The organism is Microbacterium sp. NPDC090225, assembly GCF_044772365.1.
Taxonomy (GTDB): Bacteria; Actinomycetota; Actinomycetes; order Actinomycetales; family Microbacteriaceae; genus Microbacterium.
On the sequence record NZ_JBIVYS010000001.1, the window covers coordinates 1,243,154 to 1,261,632 of the forward strand.

15 protein-coding genes are annotated in these 18,479 nt (G+C 69.9%); 4 read left to right on the forward strand and 11 right to left on the reverse strand.

Going from position 1 to position 18,479, the window contains the following annotated elements:
• Nucleotides 1–11 precede the first annotated feature (11 nt).
• Nucleotides 12–839 (reverse strand): hypothetical protein, encoded by an 828-nt coding sequence (locus tag ACIQTT_RS06015; RefSeq protein WP_402787401.1) that lies wholly within the window; start codon nt 837–839, stop codon nt 12–14.
• Nucleotides 840–1,045: 206 nt separating this feature from the next.
• On the opposite strand from ACIQTT_RS06015, the gene ACIQTT_RS06020 reads away from it, so the two are divergent.
• Nucleotides 1,046–1,882: an alpha/beta fold hydrolase gene (locus ACIQTT_RS06020; protein ID WP_402787404.1), complete on the forward strand. Its 837-nt coding sequence runs from the start codon at nt 1,046–1,048 to the stop codon at nt 1,880–1,882.
• Nucleotides 1,883–1,972: 90 nt separating this feature from the next.
• Here ACIQTT_RS06020 and ACIQTT_RS06025 read toward each other — a convergent pair whose 3' ends face one another.
• From ACIQTT_RS06025 to ACIQTT_RS06055, 7 genes are all read right to left on the reverse strand, one after another.
• On the reverse strand, nt 1,973–3,784 hold the full coding sequence (locus ACIQTT_RS06025) for an ABC transporter ATP-binding protein (protein WP_402787407.1): 1,812 nt from the start codon (nt 3,782–3,784) through the stop codon (nt 1,973–1,975).
• Complete coding sequence (locus ACIQTT_RS06030) at nt 3,781–5,709, reverse strand: ABC transporter ATP-binding protein (protein WP_402787410.1); 1,929 nt, start codon at nt 5,707–5,709, stop codon at nt 3,781–3,783. Before ACIQTT_RS06030 ends, ACIQTT_RS06025 begins: the two co-directional genes overlap by 4 nt.
• Before the next feature lie 321 nt (nt 5,710–6,030).
• Nucleotides 6,031–6,528 carry a methylated-DNA--[protein]-cysteine S-methyltransferase gene (locus tag ACIQTT_RS06035; RefSeq protein WP_402787413.1) on the reverse strand — a complete coding sequence of 166 codons (498 nt, stop codon included), beginning with the start codon at nt 6,526–6,528 and terminating at the stop codon, nt 6,031–6,033.
• The gene (locus ACIQTT_RS06040) at nt 6,525–8,075 is read right to left on the reverse strand and encodes a DNA-3-methyladenine glycosylase 2 family protein (protein ID WP_402787416.1); all 1,551 of its coding nucleotides are present in this window, start codon (nt 8,073–8,075) and stop codon (nt 6,525–6,527) included. Before ACIQTT_RS06040 ends, ACIQTT_RS06035 begins: the two co-directional genes overlap by 4 nt.
• 195 nt (nt 8,076–8,270) lie before the next feature.
• The gene (gene purH / locus ACIQTT_RS06045) at nt 8,271–9,878 is read right to left on the reverse strand and encodes a bifunctional phosphoribosylaminoimidazolecarboxamide formyltransferase/IMP cyclohydrolase (protein ID WP_247632718.1); all 1,608 of its coding nucleotides are present in this window, start codon (nt 9,876–9,878) and stop codon (nt 8,271–8,273) included.
• A gap of 47 nt (nt 9,879–9,925) precedes the next feature.
• The gene (gene purN, locus ACIQTT_RS06050) at nt 9,926–10,513 is read right to left on the reverse strand and encodes a phosphoribosylglycinamide formyltransferase (protein ID WP_247623134.1); all 588 of its coding nucleotides are present in this window, start codon (nt 10,511–10,513) and stop codon (nt 9,926–9,928) included.
• 9 nt (nt 10,514–10,522) lie between these two features.
• Nucleotides 10,523–11,887 carry a DUF6350 family protein gene (locus ACIQTT_RS06055; protein ID WP_402787421.1) on the reverse strand — a complete coding sequence of 455 codons (1,365 nt, stop codon included), beginning with the start codon at nt 11,885–11,887 and terminating at the stop codon, nt 10,523–10,525.
• Between the two features lie 94 nt (nt 11,888–11,981).
• Here ACIQTT_RS06055 and ACIQTT_RS06060 point away from each other — a divergent pair, with 94 nt between their 5' ends.
• Complete coding sequence (locus tag ACIQTT_RS06060; protein ID WP_402787424.1) at nt 11,982–13,403, forward strand: NCS2 family permease; 1,422 nt, start codon at nt 11,982–11,984, stop codon at nt 13,401–13,403.
• A 275-nt stretch (nt 13,404–13,678) separates the two neighbouring features.
• Here the strand turns inward: ACIQTT_RS06060 and sucD are convergent, their stop codons facing one another.
• Together sucD and sucC are read right to left on the reverse strand one after the other, a co-directional pair.
• Nucleotides 13,679–14,581 (reverse strand): succinate--CoA ligase subunit alpha, encoded by a 903-nt coding sequence (gene sucD / locus ACIQTT_RS06065; protein WP_402787427.1) that lies wholly within the window; start codon nt 14,579–14,581, stop codon nt 13,679–13,681.
• Nucleotides 14,582–14,599: 18 nt separating this feature from the next.
• Complete coding sequence (gene sucC, locus ACIQTT_RS06070) at nt 14,600–15,766, reverse strand: ADP-forming succinate--CoA ligase subunit beta (RefSeq protein WP_402787430.1); 1,167 nt, start codon at nt 15,764–15,766, stop codon at nt 14,600–14,602.
• 172 nt (nt 15,767–15,938) lie between these two features.
• Between sucC and ACIQTT_RS06075 the strand changes: the two genes are divergently transcribed.
• Nucleotides 15,939–16,601 carry a TetR/AcrR family transcriptional regulator gene (locus ACIQTT_RS06075; protein ID WP_402787433.1) on the forward strand — a complete coding sequence of 221 codons (663 nt, stop codon included), beginning with the start codon at nt 15,939–15,941 and terminating at the stop codon, nt 16,599–16,601.
• 90 nt (nt 16,602–16,691) lie between these two features.
• Nucleotides 16,692–17,927 (forward strand): acyl-CoA dehydrogenase family protein, encoded by a 1,236-nt coding sequence (locus ACIQTT_RS06080; protein ID WP_402787436.1) that lies wholly within the window; start codon nt 16,692–16,694, stop codon nt 17,925–17,927.
• Between the two features lie 45 nt (nt 17,928–17,972).
• Here ACIQTT_RS06080 and ACIQTT_RS06085 read toward each other — a convergent pair whose 3' ends face one another.
• Nucleotides 17,973–18,461 carry a hypothetical protein gene (locus ACIQTT_RS06085; RefSeq protein ID WP_402787439.1) on the reverse strand — a complete coding sequence of 163 codons (489 nt, stop codon included), beginning with the start codon at nt 18,459–18,461 and terminating at the stop codon, nt 17,973–17,975.
• Nucleotides 18,462–18,479: the final 18 nt, after the last annotated feature.

The following is an 18,479-nucleotide window of genomic DNA, read 5'->3' on the forward strand; positions in this document are numbered from 1 at the left end:
CCCGCCGGTCCTCACCTCTCGCGGTCGTCGTGGCCCTCCCTGTCGTCACCGCGCGGGCGCTTGCGGGCAGACCACGCGGCGAAAGCGGATGCCGCTGCCCCCGCCGCCCGATCGATCGCCTCGGCGGAGCGCGAGATCGCGTCCTGCGCGGCGTCCTGCCACCCCGCCGCCGTCGTCGTCTCTCCTCGGCCTCGGGCGGTGTACTCGGCGATCTCGAAGGCGCGAGCCAGAGCGTCGACGGCGTCGCGATAGTCGCCGAACTCGGCGGGAGTCGGGCGCTCCCCCGCCGTGCGCCGCGCCTCGGCCGCACGATTCGCGGCGCGGAAATAGGCCGCGGTCGCCGGCTGCTTGACGTCGGACATCGCCGGGTACGCGATCTGCAGCCCGGGGTCGGTCTCGTAGGTCATCCAGCGCGCCACGATCGCATCGTGGTCGGCGCGCAACCGCTCCAACGGGCGCGGGGCGGATGCTGCGGGGAGCGCGGCGCGGGCCGCGTTCAGCCGCACCTGCTTCGCGCGCACATCGGCCGCGGCAGCCTTCGCATCCCGCTCGGCGTCGCGCAGCATCCGCTTGGCGCTGGCCACGTGCTCCGCCGATGCGCGGCGCGCGGTGCGCTCGGCGGCGATACGGGTGTGATCGGCGCGCGCGACCTTCACGGCGGCGCGCTTCTCGACCACCGCGACCTTCGCCGCCCGCAGATCGTGGCGTGCGGCATCGACGGCGAGGCGCCGACCGCTGCGCGTGCTGCGTCGCCGCAGCCCGACGGCGCCCGCGGTGACACCGCCGGCACCGACCGCCGCGATCCACCACCACTCCCCGAGGAGCATCAACGGGTCCATCCTCCGATGCTATCGAGCCGGTGGCCGGGGCGCTGAGCAGGACCGGGGAGGGAACCTCACTGAACAGGTGTCGAATCCTTCCGGAATCCCCTGTTTCGACCGGTCGCGCGGGGTTACGTTGATCCTGCTCGTCGCTTCCGATGGGCGCACAACCCCCGCAGTCGGACCGATCACGATCCGGCCCGGCACGAACGATGGAGGCCCTCATGGAATTCGTAACCACGGAAGACGGCGCGGAGATCTTCTTCAAGGACTGGGGTCCCCGCGACGCCCAGCCCATCATGTTCCACCACGGCTGGCCTCTGTCGTCCGACGACTGGGACGCGCAGATGCTGTTCTTCCTGTCGAAGGGCTTCCGCGTCGTCGCCAGCGACCGTCGCGGTCACGGACGCTCCTCGCAGATCGGCACCGGCCACGACATGGACCACTACGCCAGTGACGCGTCGGCGGTCGTCGAGCACCTCGACCTGCGGAACGCCGTGCACATCGGCCACTCGACCGGAGGCGGCCAGGTCGCCCGCTACGTCGCCAAGTACGGCCAGCCCCAGGGGCGCGTCGCGAAGGCCGTGCTCGTCTCGGCCGTTCCGCCGCTGATGGTGCAGACCGAGGCGAACCCCGAGGGCACGCCGATCTCGGTCTTCGACGGTTTCCGCGAAGCGCTCGCAGCGAACCGCGCCGACTTCTTCCAGGCCGTCGCCTCCGGTCCCTTCTACGGGTTCAACCGCGAGGGCGCGGCCGTCTCCGAGCCCGTCGTCGCCAACTGGTGGCGCCAGGGGATGACCGGCAGCGCGCTCGCCCACTACGAGGGCATCAAGGCGTTCTCCGAGACCGACCAGACCGAGGACCTGAAGTCGATCACGGTCCCGGTGCTGGTGCTGCAGGGCGACGACGACCAGGTCGTCCCCTACAAGGACGCCGCGCTGAAGCAGCACGAGCTCCTTCCGAATTCCGAACTCAAGATCTACGAGGGCTACCCGCACGGCATGCTCACCACGCACGCCGACGTGATCAACCCCGACATCCTGGCGTTCATCCAGGCCTAGTCGCGGGCGCCCTGCACACGAGAACGGCGCACCTCGGGATCTCCCGGGGTGCGCCGTTCTTCGTATGCTCCGTACGCGACGTCCGTCGCGTCAGACCAGCGTCTCCTGCCATGCCGCGTGCAGCTGGGCGAACTTGCCCGTGCCGCCGATCAGGGCATCGGGGGTGTCGTCCTCGATGATCTCGCCGTGCTCCATCACGAGCACCCGGTCGGCGATCGCGACGGTCGAGAGGCGGTGCGCGATGATGATCGCCGTGCGGTCGGCGAGCAGCGTCTGCAGGGCATCCTGGATCAACCGCTCCGAGGGGATGTCGAGCGACGCCGTTGCCTCATCCAGGATCAGTACCGCGGGGTCCGCGAGGAACGCGCGGGCGAACGAGATCAGCTGACGCTGCCCCGCCGACACACGACCGCCGCGCTTGTTGACGTCGGTGCCGTAGCCGTCGGGCAGCGCCTCGATGAACCCGTCGGCGCCCACGGCCCGCGCGGCCGCGCGGATCTCATCGAGCGAAGCGTCGGGCTTGCCGAGCGCGATGTTGTCGGCGACCGTGCCACTGAACAGGTAGGCCTCCTGCGTGACCATGACGATCGCGCGGCGGAGGTCCTTCGGGTGCAGCGAGCGCAGGTCGACGCCGTCGAGCGTGACCGTGCCCTTCGACGGGTCGTAGAACCGCGAGATGAGCTTCGCGAGCGTCGACTTTCCCGCGCCGGTCGTGCCGACCAGCGCGATCGTCTGCCCCGCGGGGATGTCGAGCGAGAAGTTCGGGAGGATCGTCTTCTCGCCGTTGTACCCGAAGGTCACCTCGTCGAATTCGACGTGCCCGCGGGACTCCCACAGGTCGACCGGCTTCTCGGGGTCCGGCACCGTCGGAACCTCCTCGAGCACGCCCGACACCTTCTCGAGCGCGGCGGTGGCCGACTGGTAGGAGTTGAGGAACATCGCGATCTCCTGCATGGGCGCGAAGAAGTTGCGCACGTACAGCACGGCCGACAGCAGCACGCCGACGGTCAGCGCACCCTCGGCGACGCGCACGCCGCCCCAGAGCACGACGATGCCGAGCGTGAGCGCCGCGACACCCATCAGGCCGGGCTCGAAGGTGCCGAACAACATCAGCGAACGGCGGTTGACGTCGCGGTACTCCCCCGAGATCTTCTGGAACGCGACATCGTTACGGGGTTCCTTGCGGAACGCCTTGACGGCGCGGATGCCGGTCATGGTCTCGACGAACTGCACGATCACCTGCGCACTGATCACGCGCGACTCGCGGTAGACGAGCTGCGAGCGCGAGTAGAACCAGCGCATGAGGAAGAACAACGGAACACCCGCGATCGCGAGGATGAGTCCGGACTGCCAGTCCCAGATGCACAGCGCGATGAACGTGAACAGGCCGAAGAGCACGCCGGAGACGAGCTCATTGAGGCCGCCGTCGAGCAGCTCGCGGATCGAGTCGAGGTCGCTCGTCTGACGCGAGATGATGCGCCCGGAGGTGTACGACTCGTGGAACTCGAGGCTCAGACGTTGGGTGTGCAGGAAGATCCGCTTGCGCAGATCGAGCAGCACCGCCTGGGTCAGCTTCGCGGCGATGATGACGTACCACGCGATCAGCACCGCAGCCACGGCGCCGGCGAGCAGGTAGACGCCGCCGATCATGAACGTCGGCACCCAGTCGGAGTGCTCGAGCACGGCGGGCAGCGCCCGGTCGAGCCCGATGCTGATGAGGATCGGGCCGGCGACCTGCAGCGCGGTGGAGATGACGAGCACGACGGCTGCCAGCACGATGCGCGCCTTCAGCGGGCTCACGAGCGAGCCGAGCAGGCGCAGCGAGCGCTGCCGGATGGCCCTGCTCTCCTCCTTCGTGTACCGGGAGCGGTCTTCGTCCTGCGTTCCGATGAGGGCGCTCATGACCGCACCTCCTTCTCGGTGATCAGATCTTCGTCGGGCTGCTCGCCGCTCTGGGCTCGGATGCCCGCCTCGATGTCGTGTGCGTCGTCGGCCTCCTCGTCGCGGATCACGGGGATCGCACCGGTGCGGGCCGCTTCCTCGGCTTCGAGGCTGGAGATGACGTGACGGTAATGGCGGCTGCTGCGCAGCAGCTCGCTGTGCGTGCCGACGGCGGTGATGCGCCCGGCCTCGAGCAGCGCCACGCGGTCGGCGAGGGCGACGGTCGACGGCCGGTGCGCGACGATCATCGCGGTCGTGTCGGCGAGCACGTGGCGCAGCGCCTCCTCGACGAGCGCCTCGGTGTCGACGTCGAGCGCCGAGAGGGGGTCGTCGAGCACGAGCACCTTCGGCTTCGCGGCGACCGCGCGCGCGAGCGCGAGTCGTTGACGCTGACCGCCCGAGAGGCTCAGCCCCTCTTCGCCGATGACCGTCTCCACCCCGTCGGGCAGCGCGTCGACGAACGACGCCTGAGCTACGTCGAGGGCTTCGCGCAGCACGCGCTCCGCCTCGTCGCTGTGCACGTCGAGCTCGGCGCGACCCAGCAGCACGTTCTCGCGCACGGTCGCCGAGAAGAGCGTCGCGTCTTCGAACGCCATCGCGATGTGCTGGCGCAGCTCGGCCAGCGGCAGGTCGCGCACGTCGACGCCGTCGAGCGTCACCGAGCCGCCGGTCACGTCGTAGAGGCGGGTCGGCAGGGTCGTCAGGGTGGTCTTGCCGCTACCGGTGAGACCGACCAGTGCCATGGTCTCGCCCGGCCGCAGCACGAGGTCGATGCCGTCGAGCAGATCGCGCTCCTGCGCCCCGGCGTCCTGGTAGCGGAAGTGCGCGTTCTGGAAGGCGAGCTCGCCCCGCGGGTTCTCGATGTGCACGGGGTTCTCGGGGTCGGTGATCGTGTTCGTCTCGGAGAAGATCTCGAACACGCGGTCGGTCGCCGTGCGGGCGTCGAGCATGAACGAGAACAGGAAGCCGATCGACTCGATCGGCCAGCGCAGCACCGTCGCCATCGCGAAGAACGCGAACAGTTCGGGCAGGTCGATCGCGCCCTGTGAGATGAGCCAGATCCCCGACATGAGGCTGAGGCCGAAGGCGATCTGCGGCATGAGGTCGAGCCAGAACCAGATCGAGGCGATCGCCCCGGCCTTGCTCATCTCGGTCTCGCGCAGCGTCTCGGCCTGGCGGCTGAAGCGGCTCAGTGCATGCTTGCCGCGCCCGAACGCCTTGAGCACACGGATGCCGTGCACGCTCTCCTCGACGCTCGTGGCGAGGTCCCCCGCCTGGTCCTGGCTGCGGCGGGTGAGGGCGCCGTAACGCTTCTCGAACAGGTAGCCGCGGATCCACAGCGGGATGGCGGTGACGATGAAGATCGTGCCCAGCAGCCAGTGCCACCGGAACAGGAGCGCCGCTCCGATGATGATGGTGAGGATGTTCACCACGAGCAGCACGAGGCCGAAGGCGAGCCAGCGGCGGATGAGGCCGATGTCCTGCATCATGCGGCTCAGCAGCTGACCCGACTGCCAGCGGTCGTGGAAAGCGACGGGCAGGGTCTGCAGGCGCGCGTAGAGATCGGTGCGCATGCGGTACTCGACCTCGGTCGAGGGCTTGAGCACGAACTGCCGGCGCAGGAACACCATCAGGGCTTCGCCGAGGGCGAGGCCGAGCACGGCGACGGCGCCCCAGGCGATGGCTCCGAACTCGCCGGTCTGGACGGGACCCTGGATGATCTGTTCGAGGACGATCGGGATCATCAGCGCGATGATGGCCGCGGCGAGCGCGCTCACGGCCCCGCCGGCGAGGCGCCAGATGACGGGGCGGACGAAGGGCTTGAGACGCCACAGCGCTGCGACGGTCGACAGGGAGGAAGCGGGGGGATTCTGCGAGGAAGACATGTCTCTCAGACGGTTCGTGCGGAAGAGGTTGCGGAGCAGGCGGACGCGGCGCGGTCTCGGTGCGTGCAGTGGACTCGACGAGTCCGGCGTCCGGCGGGGAAGAGGCGGGGCGCGGAGCGCGGTGCGGCTCTAGTGGAAAGTGTCCACCGGGGTCGTGCCGAGCGCTGCGATCTGCGTGACCAGGATCGTGGTCATGGTGTCCTCCTCAGGGCTCGGCGGTGTCGTCCGGTTGGTGCGACAGCCCTCCAGCCTATTGCTGTGAACAAGCTGTGCGCAAGAGGAATTCCCCTTTCCTCTGCGTATCCCGCCGTCTCCGGCCTCTCAGCGCATGGTGCCTTCGCGCGCGAGCAGGCGCTCCTTCACGTGGAGACCCCAGGCGAAGCCGCCGAGGCTGCCGTCGGTGCGCAGCACCCGGTGGCACGGCACGAACAGCGCCGGGGCGTTGCGTGCGCAGATGGATGCCGCGGCCCGCACGGCGCGAGGATTGTCGAGCACCGCGGCGAACGAGGTGTAGGTCAGCGGCTCGCCGGGGACGATCTGCCGCAGTGCGGCCCACCCCGACATCTGCAGCACGGTGCCGGTCTGCTGCACGGGCACGGAGTCGATCGCCGCGAGGTCGCCCGCGTAGTACGCCTGCACGGCCGACGCTGCGTCGGTCTCGCCCTCGCGCACCTCTGCCGGGCGCACGGCCGCCGCGAGCCTTCCGAGGATCGCGCCGTGGTCGGCCGTCCACCCGGAGGCCAGCACGCGCTGCTCGTCGTCGGCGAGGATCGTGAATGCCCCGTCCGGGGTGTCGATGGTCTGGATGAGGGCGGTCATCGGGTCTCCTTCGTGCTCGATGTCGTCGTGCTCGATGCTGTCGTGCTCGATGCCGTCGTGGTCGATGCCGTGGTGCTCGATGCCTTCGCGGCGCTCTTCGCCACACGCACGGGGGCCGCGCGCCAGAGGTGCGCGGTGAGGTAGCTCCGCCACGGAGCCGTCCGCTCCGCCCACGCCGTCAGGGCACGCGGTTCGCCCGGGAGACCGGAGGCTGCGGCTCCCGCTCGCATCGCGACGTCGCCCGGGAGCAGGATGTCGGGGTCACCGAGAACGCGCACGCGCACGTAATCGGCAGTCCACGGTCCGATGCCCGGCATAGCGAGCAGACCGGCGCGCTGCTCGGCCCCATCGTCGCCGACCGTGAGGGTGAGCGAGCCGTCGGCCAGCGCGGCTGCGGCACCCGTGATCGCGCGGATGCGCGCGGCGGGCCCCCGGAGCACCTCGGCGCCGTGCTCGGCGATCGCCGTCATCGTCGGGAAGAGCACGCCGTCGTCGGTGCGCTCTCCCAGAGCGTCGGCGAGCGCGGTCAGCGCCGTGCGCGCGGCGACGACCGTGATCTGCTGACCGACCATCGCGCGGATGAGCATCTCGTGGGGGTCGGCCGCTCCCGGCACCCGGATACCCGGGGTCGCGGCGACCAGCGGCGCGAGTTCGGGGTGCGCACCGAGCGCGTCATCGACGGCCCGCGGGTCGGCGTCCAGATCGAACAGGCGTCGCACCGTGCTCACCAGGGGCGCGAGATCACCCAGCTGCGTGACCCGCGCGCGCAGATGCAGTCGCTCGGCGGCGTCCTGCCGCACCTCGAACCACGCCGGCCCTCCGCTCATGCGCAGGTGCCGGGCGAACGACGTCTCGGTGGCGACCTCGACACCGGGCAACGCGCGAGCCGCCATCCAGGCGAAGAGGCCCGAGGCGTCGAGCGGCCCACGGAAGGGCAGCACGAGGTCGATCGTGCCGGGGGCAGCGGCCATCGGCATCCGTCGTCGCGCGCGCAGCTCGCTGGGCGTGAGGGCGAAGACCTCGCGGATCGTGTCGTTGCACTGCCGGATGCTGGCGAACCCCGCCGAGAACGCCACGTCGGAGACGGGCATGTCGGTGCCGACGAGCAGCATGCGCGCGGTGTGCGCGCGGTGCGCCCGGGCGAGGGCCAGCGGCCCGGCGCCGAGCTCGCTCACCAGCACGCGGTTCAGATGCCGGCTCGAGTACCCGAGCCGCGCGGCGAGGCCGGACACGCCCTCGCGTTCCACCACACCGGCGGAGATGAGTCGCATCGCGCGGGCCGCGGCATCGCCGCGCAGATTCCAGGCGGGCGACCCCGGTGCCGCCTCGGGAAGGCAGCGTTTGCAGGCCCGGTAGCCCGCTTCGTGCGCGGCAGCGCTGGTCGGATAGAACGTCACGTTCTCGGGCTTCGGCGTGCGCGCCGGACAGCTCGGCCGGCAGTAGATACCCGTCGAACGGACGGCGGTCACGAACTGCCCGTCGAAACGGGTGTCGCGTGCGTCGATCGCGCGGTACCGCTCGTCGAAGTCGGTCACGGGGAGGCTCATGACTCCATGCTGTCACGGGCCTCCGACATCGACTGGCGGAAATCGGACATCACGGTGAGGAGCCAGGACACGCCGCATCCGCGCCGCGCGAGAAGGCGTGTCGTGACTCCTCACGTCCATCGCAGAGCGAGCGAACGGACCGAGGCCCCCACCCGCGGTCTGCGGATGGGGGCCTCGAGAAGACTGTGCGGATGCTCAGTGGAAGAAGTGACGCTCCCCCGTGAAGAACATCGTGACGCCGGCCTTGCGGGCTGCGTCCACGACCTCCTCGTCGCGCACCGAGCCGCCGGGCTGCACGATCGCCGTGACACCGGCGTCGATGAGCACCTGGGCGCCGTCGGCGAACGGGAAGAACGCATCGGATGCCGCAACCGAACCCGCCGCGCGCTCCCCCGCCCGCTCGACCGCGAGTCGGCACGAGTCGACGCGGTTGACCTGGCCCATGCCGACGCCGACCGTGGCGTTGTCCTTCGCGAGCACGATCGCGTTCGACTTCACCGCGCGGCACGCCTTCCACGCGAAGATCAGGTTCTCCATCTCGAGGTCGCTGGGGCGCTCACCGGAGACGAGCTCCCAGTTCTTGGCGACCGAGACGATGTCGTCGGGGAACCGGTCGGCGTCCTGCAGCAGCAGACCGCCCGAGACGAGACGCACGTCCATGCGCTCCTGCTGCCAGTCCTCCGGGAGCTGCAGCAGGCGCAGGTTCTTCTTCGCCTTGAACACCTCGAGGGCGGCGGGCTCGAACGCGGGAGCGACGATGACCTCGGTGAAGATGTCCTTGAGGTTCTCGGCCATCTTGAGCGTCACGGTGCCGTTCGCGGCGATCACGCCGCCGTACGCCGAGACCGGGTCGCACTCGTGCGCGCGCAGGTGCGCGCTGGCGATGGGGTCGAGGGCGTTCGGAGCGGTGGTCGCGATGCCGCACGGGTTCGCGTGCTTGATGATGGCGACGGCCGGCTTGATCATGTCGTACGCGGCGCGCAGTGCGGCATCCGCGTCGACGTAGTTGTTGTACGACATCTCCTTGCCCTGCAGCTGCGTGGCCTGGGCGATGCCGTGACCGCCCGCGCGGGTGTAGATGGCGCCGCGCTGGTGGGAGTTCTCGCCGTAGCGGAGCGTCGCGAGGCGCTCGGCCTGGATCGTCAGGTGCGCCGGCAGGTCGCCGTCGTCCTGCAGGGTGCCCTCGGCGAACCACGATGCGACCGCGGTGTCATAGGCGGCGGTGTGCGCGAACGCGCGGGCCGCGAGCTCGCGGCGCTGCGACAGCGAGGTGCCCCCCTCGGCGATCGCCGAGATGATCCCGGGGTACGACTGCGGCGAGACGACGATCGCCACGTTCGCGTGGTTCTTGGCGGCGGCGCGCACCATGGCGGGGCCCCCGATGTCGATCTGCTCCACGACGTCGTCGCCCTGGGCGCCCGAGGCGACCGTCTCGACGAACGGGTACAGGTTCACCACGACGAGCTCGAACGGTGCGATGTCGAGGTCGGCGAGCTGACGCTCGTGGTCCTCGAGGCGCAGGTCGGCGAGCAGGCCGCCATGGATCTTCGGGTGCAGCGTCTTGACGCGACCGTCGAGCATCTCGGCGACACCGGTCACCGCGGCGACGTCGGTCACCTCGAAGCCCGCCTCGCGGATCGTCGCGGCGGTCGAACCGGTCGACACGATCTGCACGCCGGAGTCGGCGAGCGCCTTCGCGAGGACGAGCAGATCGGTCTTGTCGCTGACCGAGACGAGCGCCCGGCGGATCGGCACCGTGTCGCGATCGCGGTACAGCGAGGGGTCGTGGCGGGGGCCGGCCATGGTGGTGCTCCTTCGTGCGTCGTGCGTGAGAGAGGGGAGGAAGAGGATCAGGAAGCGGCGTCGAGTGCGAGCTCGCCGGTCGCGATGCGCCGCACGACATCGATCAGCAGGCGGCGCTCGACGGGCTTGATGCGGTCGTGCAGGGTGTGCTCGGTGTCGCCGTCGAGGATCGGCACGCGCTCCTGGGCGAGGATCGGCCCGGTGTCGACGCCGTCATCGACGACGATCACGCTCGCGCCCGTCTCGGCGACGCCGGCGGCGAGCGCGTCGCGCACCCCGTGCGCGCCCGGGAACTCCGGCAGGTAGGCCGGGTGGGTGTTCACGAGACGCGGGGAGAACTGCGCCACGAGCGAGGCGGGCAGCAGACGCATGAGACCGCTGAGCACGACGAGGTCGGGGTTCCAGACCGCGAGCTGGCGTCCGAGCTCCTCGCCCCAGGCCTCTCGGCTCTCGTGCTCGTGCCACGGCACGGTGAAGCTGGGGATGCCGAACTCCTCGGCGTGGGCCAGGCCATCGGCCTCGCGATCGGCGCCCACGACGACCACCCGCGCGGGAAAGTCCGGGTGGCGGGCGGCCTCGAGGAGGGCACGAAGATTCGAGCCGGTGCCCGAGATGAGAACGGCGACCGTGAGCACGCGCCCAGTCTACCGGGGCGCGGGAGGGCGCCCTTCCCCGGTGACGTCGTCGAGCGGCGCCGTCTCCGCGAAGGGCTGCGGGGCCGTCTCGTCGAAGGAGTGCGGCGCCGTCTCGTCGAGATCGGATGCCGTCATCTCGGCGACCCAGCGATCGGTGCGCTCCTCGGCGAGCTCGTCGCGGTTGCGCGGCGACAGCAGCAGGATCGCGGCGCCCAGCAGCACCTCTCCCCCGAGGGCGAGGGCGAAGACGCCGACCGACGGGCCGGTCTCGGCGAGACGCCCCGGACCGATCGACCCGCTGGTGAGCAGCGCGGCGAGGGCGGCGACACCCGCGGTCACGGCACCCATGCCGACCGCGATCACGGCGCGCGGCAGCATCCGCAGCGGCGTCCCCTCCCACACCAGGCGAGAGCGCACGGCCCAGCCGGCCACGGCACCGGCGGCGACCGGCAGCAGCACGACGATGAGCATCCAGATCGAACTGTTCTCGGGCAGCAACCCCAGCACCGGAATGCCGGGCACGACGCCGAGCTGCGTGCCAGCCGGAGACACCGCGGTGCCGACGCCCACGGCGAATCCGGGGCCGGCGATCCACGATGCCGTCCAGACGAGGAGCGTCGGCAGGTAGAGGAACTGGGCGAGGGTGATCACGACCGCGCCGAGCACGTCGACCCGTGCCGCCTGGAAGAGGGCGACGACCTCCCCGCCGCGGAAGAGTGTGAGGAGGGCGAGCGCCGCGGCCGAGACGCCGAGCACGGCGATGAGGGCGAACGCCGCTCCCCGCACGATGGCCGCGGGCACCGGTGTCCACTCGGTCCAGGCATCCAGCCGGTCGTGGATCGCGTCGATCGGCCCTCCGTCGCCGTCCTCCCAGACCACGCGCACGGCCCCGCACACCGCACCCGTGAGGTAGACGGCCGCGGGCAGGAGGATCGCGAGGAGCAGGGAGGTCTTCGCGGCATCGAGCCGCGAGGTGAGGCCGACGCCGGCGGCGATCACGGCGAACACGACCGTGCCCGAGAGCACACCGGTCACCCACGAGCCGGCGTTCGCGGCTCGCGCGCCCGAGCGCGCCGCGAACAGCAGGGTGAAGACCAGGAGGGCCAGCGGGGCGACCGACACGGTGAACGACGCCGCCGCGGCAGGAACACCCACCGCGACCAGTGCCGCGTCCGCGATCGTGATGTCGAGCGGCACCCCGTGCCCGAACGCCCACAGCGTGCCGGTCAGCGGCCAGAGCGCGCCCCAGTCGGCCGTGGCGCCGAAGGCGAGGGTCCACAGCAGGGTGAGCGGCGCCAGCAGCACGGCGAGTCCGACGGCGGCCGCGATGGCGGCGTCGAACGCGGCGAGGAGGGCGACGAGAAGGCGTTGCATAGCCTTTCGAGACTACGACGAGAACCCGGACGGATGCCGGTGGGCGCGCGCGGCGCGGGAGAGACGATATCGTCTCATCCGGAGGTTCACCCGAATGACAACTGCCCCGTCCCCCGCACCCACCGCCGCTGAGCCGAAGAACGCCCTGGATCGTTTCTTCGAGATCACCAAGCGCGGTTCCACCTTCGGCACCGAGATCCGAGGTGGCCTGGTGACGTTCGTCACGATGGCGTACATCGTGATCCTCAACCCGATCATCCTCGCGACGCCCGACGTCGACGGCAACGTCCTGTCCGGTTCCGCGGTCGCCGCCGCCACCGCACTCACCGCCGGTGTGATGACGATCCTGTTCGGCGTGATCACGCGTCTGCCGTTCGCGTTCGCCGCCGGCCTCGGCATCAACGCCTTCATCGCCTTCTCGGTCGTCGGCTCGGTGACCTGGCCCGAAGCCATGGCGCTCGTCATGATCAACGGTGTCATCATCGTGCTGCTCGCCGCGACCGGCCTGCGCAAGATGATCTTCGACGCCGTCCCCGTGCAGCTCAAGCTCGCGATCACGGTCGGCATCGGCCTCTTCATCGCGTTCATCGGCTTCGTGAACGCCGGCTTCGTGACCGCGACCGGCAACGCCTCGCCGCCCGTCGACCTCGGCATCGGCGGATCCGTCGCGTCCATCCCGACCCTGCTCTTCGTCGTCACCCTGCTGATCGGCGGCGTGCTGACCGCGCTGCGCGTCAAGGGCGCGATCCTGATCGCCCTCGTCGGCGGCACCGTGCTCGGCGGCATCGTCAACCTCATCTGGCCGTTCGGCCTCGACTTCGGCTTCACCGGATCGATCGTGGGCCTCCCCGACCTCAGCCTGGTCGGCCAGGTCGACTTCGGCTTCGACCTGCAGAAGGTCAGCATCGTCGCCCTCGTGATGTTCGTCTTCACCCTGCTGTTCTCGAACTTCTTCGACGCCATGGGCACCATGACGGGCCTCGCGAAGGAGGCCGACCTGGCCGACGAGAAGGGCGACTTCCCGCGCATCAAGTCGGCGCTGGTCGTCGAGGGCATCGGCGCGATCGCCGGTGGTGGCACCTCCTCGTCGTCGGCGACGGTGTTCGTCGAGTCGGGCGCCGGCATCGGCGAGGGCGCACGCACCGGTTTCGCCACCCTGATCACGGGTGCGATGTTCCTGGTCGCGATGTTCTTCACCCCGCTGACCTCGCTCGTGCCCGGAGCCGTCGCGGCCGCCGCGCTCGTGCTCGTCGGTGCGATGATGCTCGCCCAGATCAAGAACATCGATCTCAGCGACTTCCGCGTGCTGCTGCCGGTGTTCCTCACCGCCACGGTCATGCCGATGACCTACTCGATCGCCAACGGCATCGGAGCCGGCTTCATCAGCTGGATCGTCGTGAACGCCTTCTCGGGTCGCGCCAAGACGATCCACCCGCTGCTGTGGGTGGTCGGCGCGGGCTTCGTGATCTTCTTCGCCCGCGGACCGATCGAGGCGCTGTTCGGCGTCGGGATCTGACACCGAGACGACGAGAGGGGGCGGATGCTGCGGCATCCGCCCCCTCTTTCGCGTCACCGACGCCTCTTGCTCGAAACGAGCCCCGTCAGTTCGGGGGCTGAGAGGACAGTTGTCGGACCGAATCGGCATCCGCGTCCGACATGTGTCCCCAGGGCCCCCGCACCGAAGACAGCAAGACGAACGGATGCCGTTGTCCGAACGAGATGCCGGATGCCCCCGGGCATGAAAGAAGGCCCCGGGGTGGAGCCCGGGGCCTTCTCCTACAGTCTAACGCGTCAGAGCGCTTCGACGATCGCGCGCATCAGGTCGGCGGTCTCGGACGGCGTCTTGCCGACCTTGACCCCGGCGGCCTCGAGGGCCTCCTTCTTGGCCTGAGCGGTTCCGGCCGAACCGGAGACGATCGCACCGGCGTGGCCCATGGTCTTGCCCTCGGGAGCCGTGAAGCCCGCGACATAGCCGACGACCGGCTTGGTGACGTGCGCCTTGATGTACTCGGCCGCGCGCTCCTCGGCGTCGCCGCCGATCTCGCCGATCATGACGATGGCCTTCGTCTCGGGGTCGGCCTCGAACGCGGCGAGCGCGTCGATGTGCGTCGTGCCGATGACGGGGTCGCCGCCGATGCCGATGGCGGTCGAGAAGCCCAGGTCGCGCAGCTCGAACATCATCTGGTAGGTCAGGGTGCCCGACTTCGACACGAGGCCGATCGGTCCCTTGCCGGTGATGTTCGCCGGCGTGATGCCGACGAGCGCCTCACCGGGGGTGATGATGCCGGGGCAGTTCGGCCCGATGATGCGGGTCTTGTTGCCCTTGCTCTGGGCGTAGGCCCAGGCCTCGGCCGAGTCGCCGACGGGCACGCCCTCGGTGATCACGACGAGCAGCGGGATCTCGGCGTCGATGGCCTCGACCATCGCGTCCTTGGTGAAGGCGCCCGGCACGAAGGCGATCGACACGTCGGCGCCGGTCTCCTTCATGGCTTCGGCGACCGAGCCGAAGACGGGCAGCTCGACGGCGTTGCCGTCCTTGTCGGTGTGCGACACCGTGGTGCCGGCCTTGCGGGCGTTGACGCCGCCGACGACCTGGGTGCCGGCCTTGAGCATGAGCGCCGTGTGCTTGGTGCCCTCGCCGCCGGTGATGCCCTGGACGATGACCTTGGAGTCCTTGTTGAGGTAGATCGACATTCTTCTAGTCCTTCAGTCTCAAGCGTTGGCGAGCTCGGCGGCCTTGTCGGCGCCCTCGTCCATGGTGGCGGCCAGGGTCACGAGCGGGTGCGCGTACTCGGCGAGGATCGCGCGACCCTCGTCGACGCGGTTGCCGTCGAGGCGCACGACGAGCGGCTTGGATGCCGCGGCACCCAGCGTCTCGAGCGCGCCCTTGATGCCGTTGGCGACGGCGTCGCACGCCGTGATGCCGCCGAACACGTTGACGAAGACGCTCTTGACCTGCGGGTCGCCGAGGATGACGTCGAGGCCGGCGGCCATGACCTCGGCCGAGGCGCCGCCGCCGATGTCGAGGAAGTTGGCGGGCTTGACGCCGTTGTGGTTCTCACCGGCGTAGGCGACGACGTCGAGCGTCGACATGACGAGTCCCGCGCCGTTGCCGATGATGCCGACCTCGCCGTCGAGCTTCACGTAGTTGAGGCCCGATGCCTTGGCCTTGGCCTCGAGCGGGTCGGCGGCATCCTTGTCTTCCAGAGCCTCGTGCTCGGGGTGACGGATCTCCGACGCGTTGTCGTCGAGGGTGACCTTGCCGTCGAGTGCGATGATGTCGCCCTCTTCGGTGCGCACGAGCGGGTTGACCTCGACGAGCGTCGCGTCCTCGCCCTTGTAGACGTCGAAGAGCTTGACGAAGACGTCGGAGACCTTCTCGACGAGGTCCTCGGGGAAGTTCGCGGCGCGCGCGATCTCGACGGCCTTCTCCTTGTCGATGCCCGTGAGCGGGTTGACCTCGACGCGGGCGAGGGCCTCGGGGCGCTCGACGGCGAGCTCTTCGATCTCCATGCCGCCCTCGACCGAGCAGAGGCTCAGGTAGGAGCGGTTGGCGCGGTCGAGCAGCACGGAGAAGTAGAACTCCTCGGCGATGCGGGCGCCCTGGGCGACCATGACGCGCTTGACGATGTGGCCCTTGATGTCGAGGCCGAGGATGGCCTTGGCCGCCTCGTAGGCCTCTTCGGGCGTCTTCGCGACCTTGACGCCGCCGGCCTTGCCACGACCACCGGTCTTGACCTGCGCCTTGACGACGACGACGCCGCCGATCTTCTCCGCGGCTGCCTTCACCTCCTCGGGGGTGTCGGCGACGATGCCGGCGAGAACCGGCACTCCGTACTTCTCGAAAACGTCTCGTGCCTGGTACTCGTACAGATCCACTGTGGTTCCTTCACTGGGCTGCTGTCTGGTAATTCTCTCGATGTCGAGACATCGACCAGTCCCCCAGCCTACTACCTCGGACTGGACGCTCCTGCGGGCCCGAATGCTCCCTCGGGCCCCGTCCGCGTCACACCGTCCGCATGCTCGACAGTGCGAGGTCTAGGCTCGTGCCATGCACGAATCCGCAGAACTGCGCACCGGCGTCGTGGCCGCTGCCCTCGAGCTCTTCGACACGCAGGGCTTCGATCAGACCTCGGTCGAGCAGATCGCGAAGGCGGCGGGCGTCTCGCGATCGACCTTCTTCCGCCAGTTCGGCGGCAAGGAGGACGTCGTCTTCGCCGACCACGAGGCGTTGCTGGAGCGCCTGCGGGTGTTCCTCGCCGAGGGGCACGACGATCCGTGGGGCGCGGTATGCGCGGCATCCGAATCGGTCTTCTCGCACTTCGCCCACGATCCCGACCTCGCCCGCCGCCGCTATCGGATCGTGCGTGAGGTTCCGGTGTTGCGCGAGCGCGAGATCATCACGGTCTTCCGTTACGAGCGCCTGTTCGACGACTACCTGCGCGGGGCGCTCCCGGGAGTCGACCCGCTCGACGCGGTCGGGTTCGCGGCTCTGGTGACCGCGGTGCACAACCACGTGCTGCGCCAGCTGCTGCGTGGCACGAAGAAGGTGCCCCTGGCGACCCTGCAGGCGGCGCTGGCCGACGTGCGCCGTCGCTACGGCGTGCCGGCGGATGCCTCGGCGAGCGCTCCCGACGATGTCGTCGTCGCCGTGTTCCCGCGGTCGATGCCGGTCGCCGAGGTCACCCGGCGCCTGCGCTCGCAGCTGGACTGAGCGCGGTGCGGCGGGGCTCCGCTCCTGCATACCCGGAGTCGTGGAACTCAGTTTCTAGGAGTACGATACCTGGTGCCACGAAGGAGCCCCATGAGCATCGATTCCTCCCCCCTGCCCGGCGAGCGCGTCTCGTCGTACGACATCACCGGACGGCAGGGCAGCGACTACTACGCCGTGTTCGCTGACATCCCGGATGCCGACCGGTCGGCCTGGGAGCGCGCGCAGGCCTACGTCGACGAGGTCGCTCCGCAGATGGCGGATGCCTGGGACCGCGCCGAGTACCCGCTGACCGCCGCTCGCCGCATGGGTGAGATGGATCTGGTCGTCGACGGTGTCGAGCACCCCGCCCTCACGCGTCTCTCCCCCCTCGCCGCCGGCCTGGTCAACATGGAGGTGTCTCGCGGCGACGGCTCCCTCGGCACGATCCTCGCGGTGCAGGGCGGCCTCGCCCTCCGCACCCTCGCTCTGTTCGGCTCGCCCGCACAGCAGGAGAAATGGCTGACCTCTCTCGCCGATGCGAGCGTGCTGGGCTCCTTCGCCCTCACCGAGCCCGACCACGGATCGGACTCGGTCTCGCTCGAGACGGTCGCGCGCCGCGACGGGGACGCCTGGGTGATCAGCGGCACGAAGAAGTGGATCGGCAACGGGGCGTCCGGCGGGATCACCTTCGTCTGGGCGCGCGTCGACGACGAGTCCGCCGACGAGCACGGTGCCGTGCGTTGCTTCCTCGTCGAGCAGGACACCCCCGGATACACCGGCACCGTCATCCGCGGAAAGGCGTCGCTGCGTGCGATCCACCAGGCGCACATCCGGCTCGCAGACGTGCGCGTTCCTCTCGATGCCGTGCTCCCCGGAACGCACAGCTTCAAGGACGCGTCGGTCGTGCTCTACGCGACCCGCTCCGGCGTCGCCTGGTCGGCACTCGGTCACGCCACCGCCTGCTACGAGGCCGCCCTGGCGTACGCGACCCAGCGCGTGCAGTTCGGCAAGCCGCTCGCGAAGTTCCAGATGGTGCAGGAGCGCCTCACCCACATGCTCGAGGACCTCACCGCGATGCAGCTCTACTGCCGCCGGATGGCCGACCTCGAGGCGGCGGGCGCGTTGCGCCCGACGCAGGCGTCGCTCGCGAAGTTCCACAACACCCGCGCCGCGCGCCGCATCGCCTCGACCGCCCGCGACCTGCTGGGCGGCAACGGCATCCTGCTCGAGAACGGCGTGATGCAGCACCTCGCCGACATCGAGGCGATCCACACCTACGAGGGCACGGAGAGCGTGCAGGCGCTGCTGCTCGGTCGCGACATCACCGGGATGAGCGCGTTCGCCTGACGACGGACGAGGGATGCCGGCGGGCGGATGCCGGCGGAGCGGCGCTCAGTCGCAGCCGCAGCCGCCCGAGGGCGTCTTGACCATGAAGCACACGTCGCATACGCCGTAGTCGCGCTCGGTCACGGGCTTCGGCGCCTTCTCGCGCGGCACCGACGGCGTGCGCGGCGTCGACGAGCGCTTCGCTGCACGCGCGGGGACGGAGGGCGCGTACTCGCTCGGGTGGGTGACGTAGAAGTACGGCGCGCGCCCCTCGCTGGGCTGCAGGCGCAGCGGAGTGGAGCCGACGACGACGGTCTCGTCCTCGGCGAACCCGTTCGTGTAGGTGCGCCCGATGTGGAGCGAGGCGCGGTCGCCGCGGCGCAGGGCCTCGATGTACCGGCCACGGTCGATGAACGAGGTCACACCCACGGCATCGACGATCGCACCGATGAACTCGTGGTTCACCGGGTCGATGCGGTGCGCGCGCAGCGCCTCCGCGAGGGAGCGGTAGGGACGGGAGGTGCCGGTCGGGGTCGGGCCCTGTACTTCGTTCATCCCTTCCAGGATCGCACG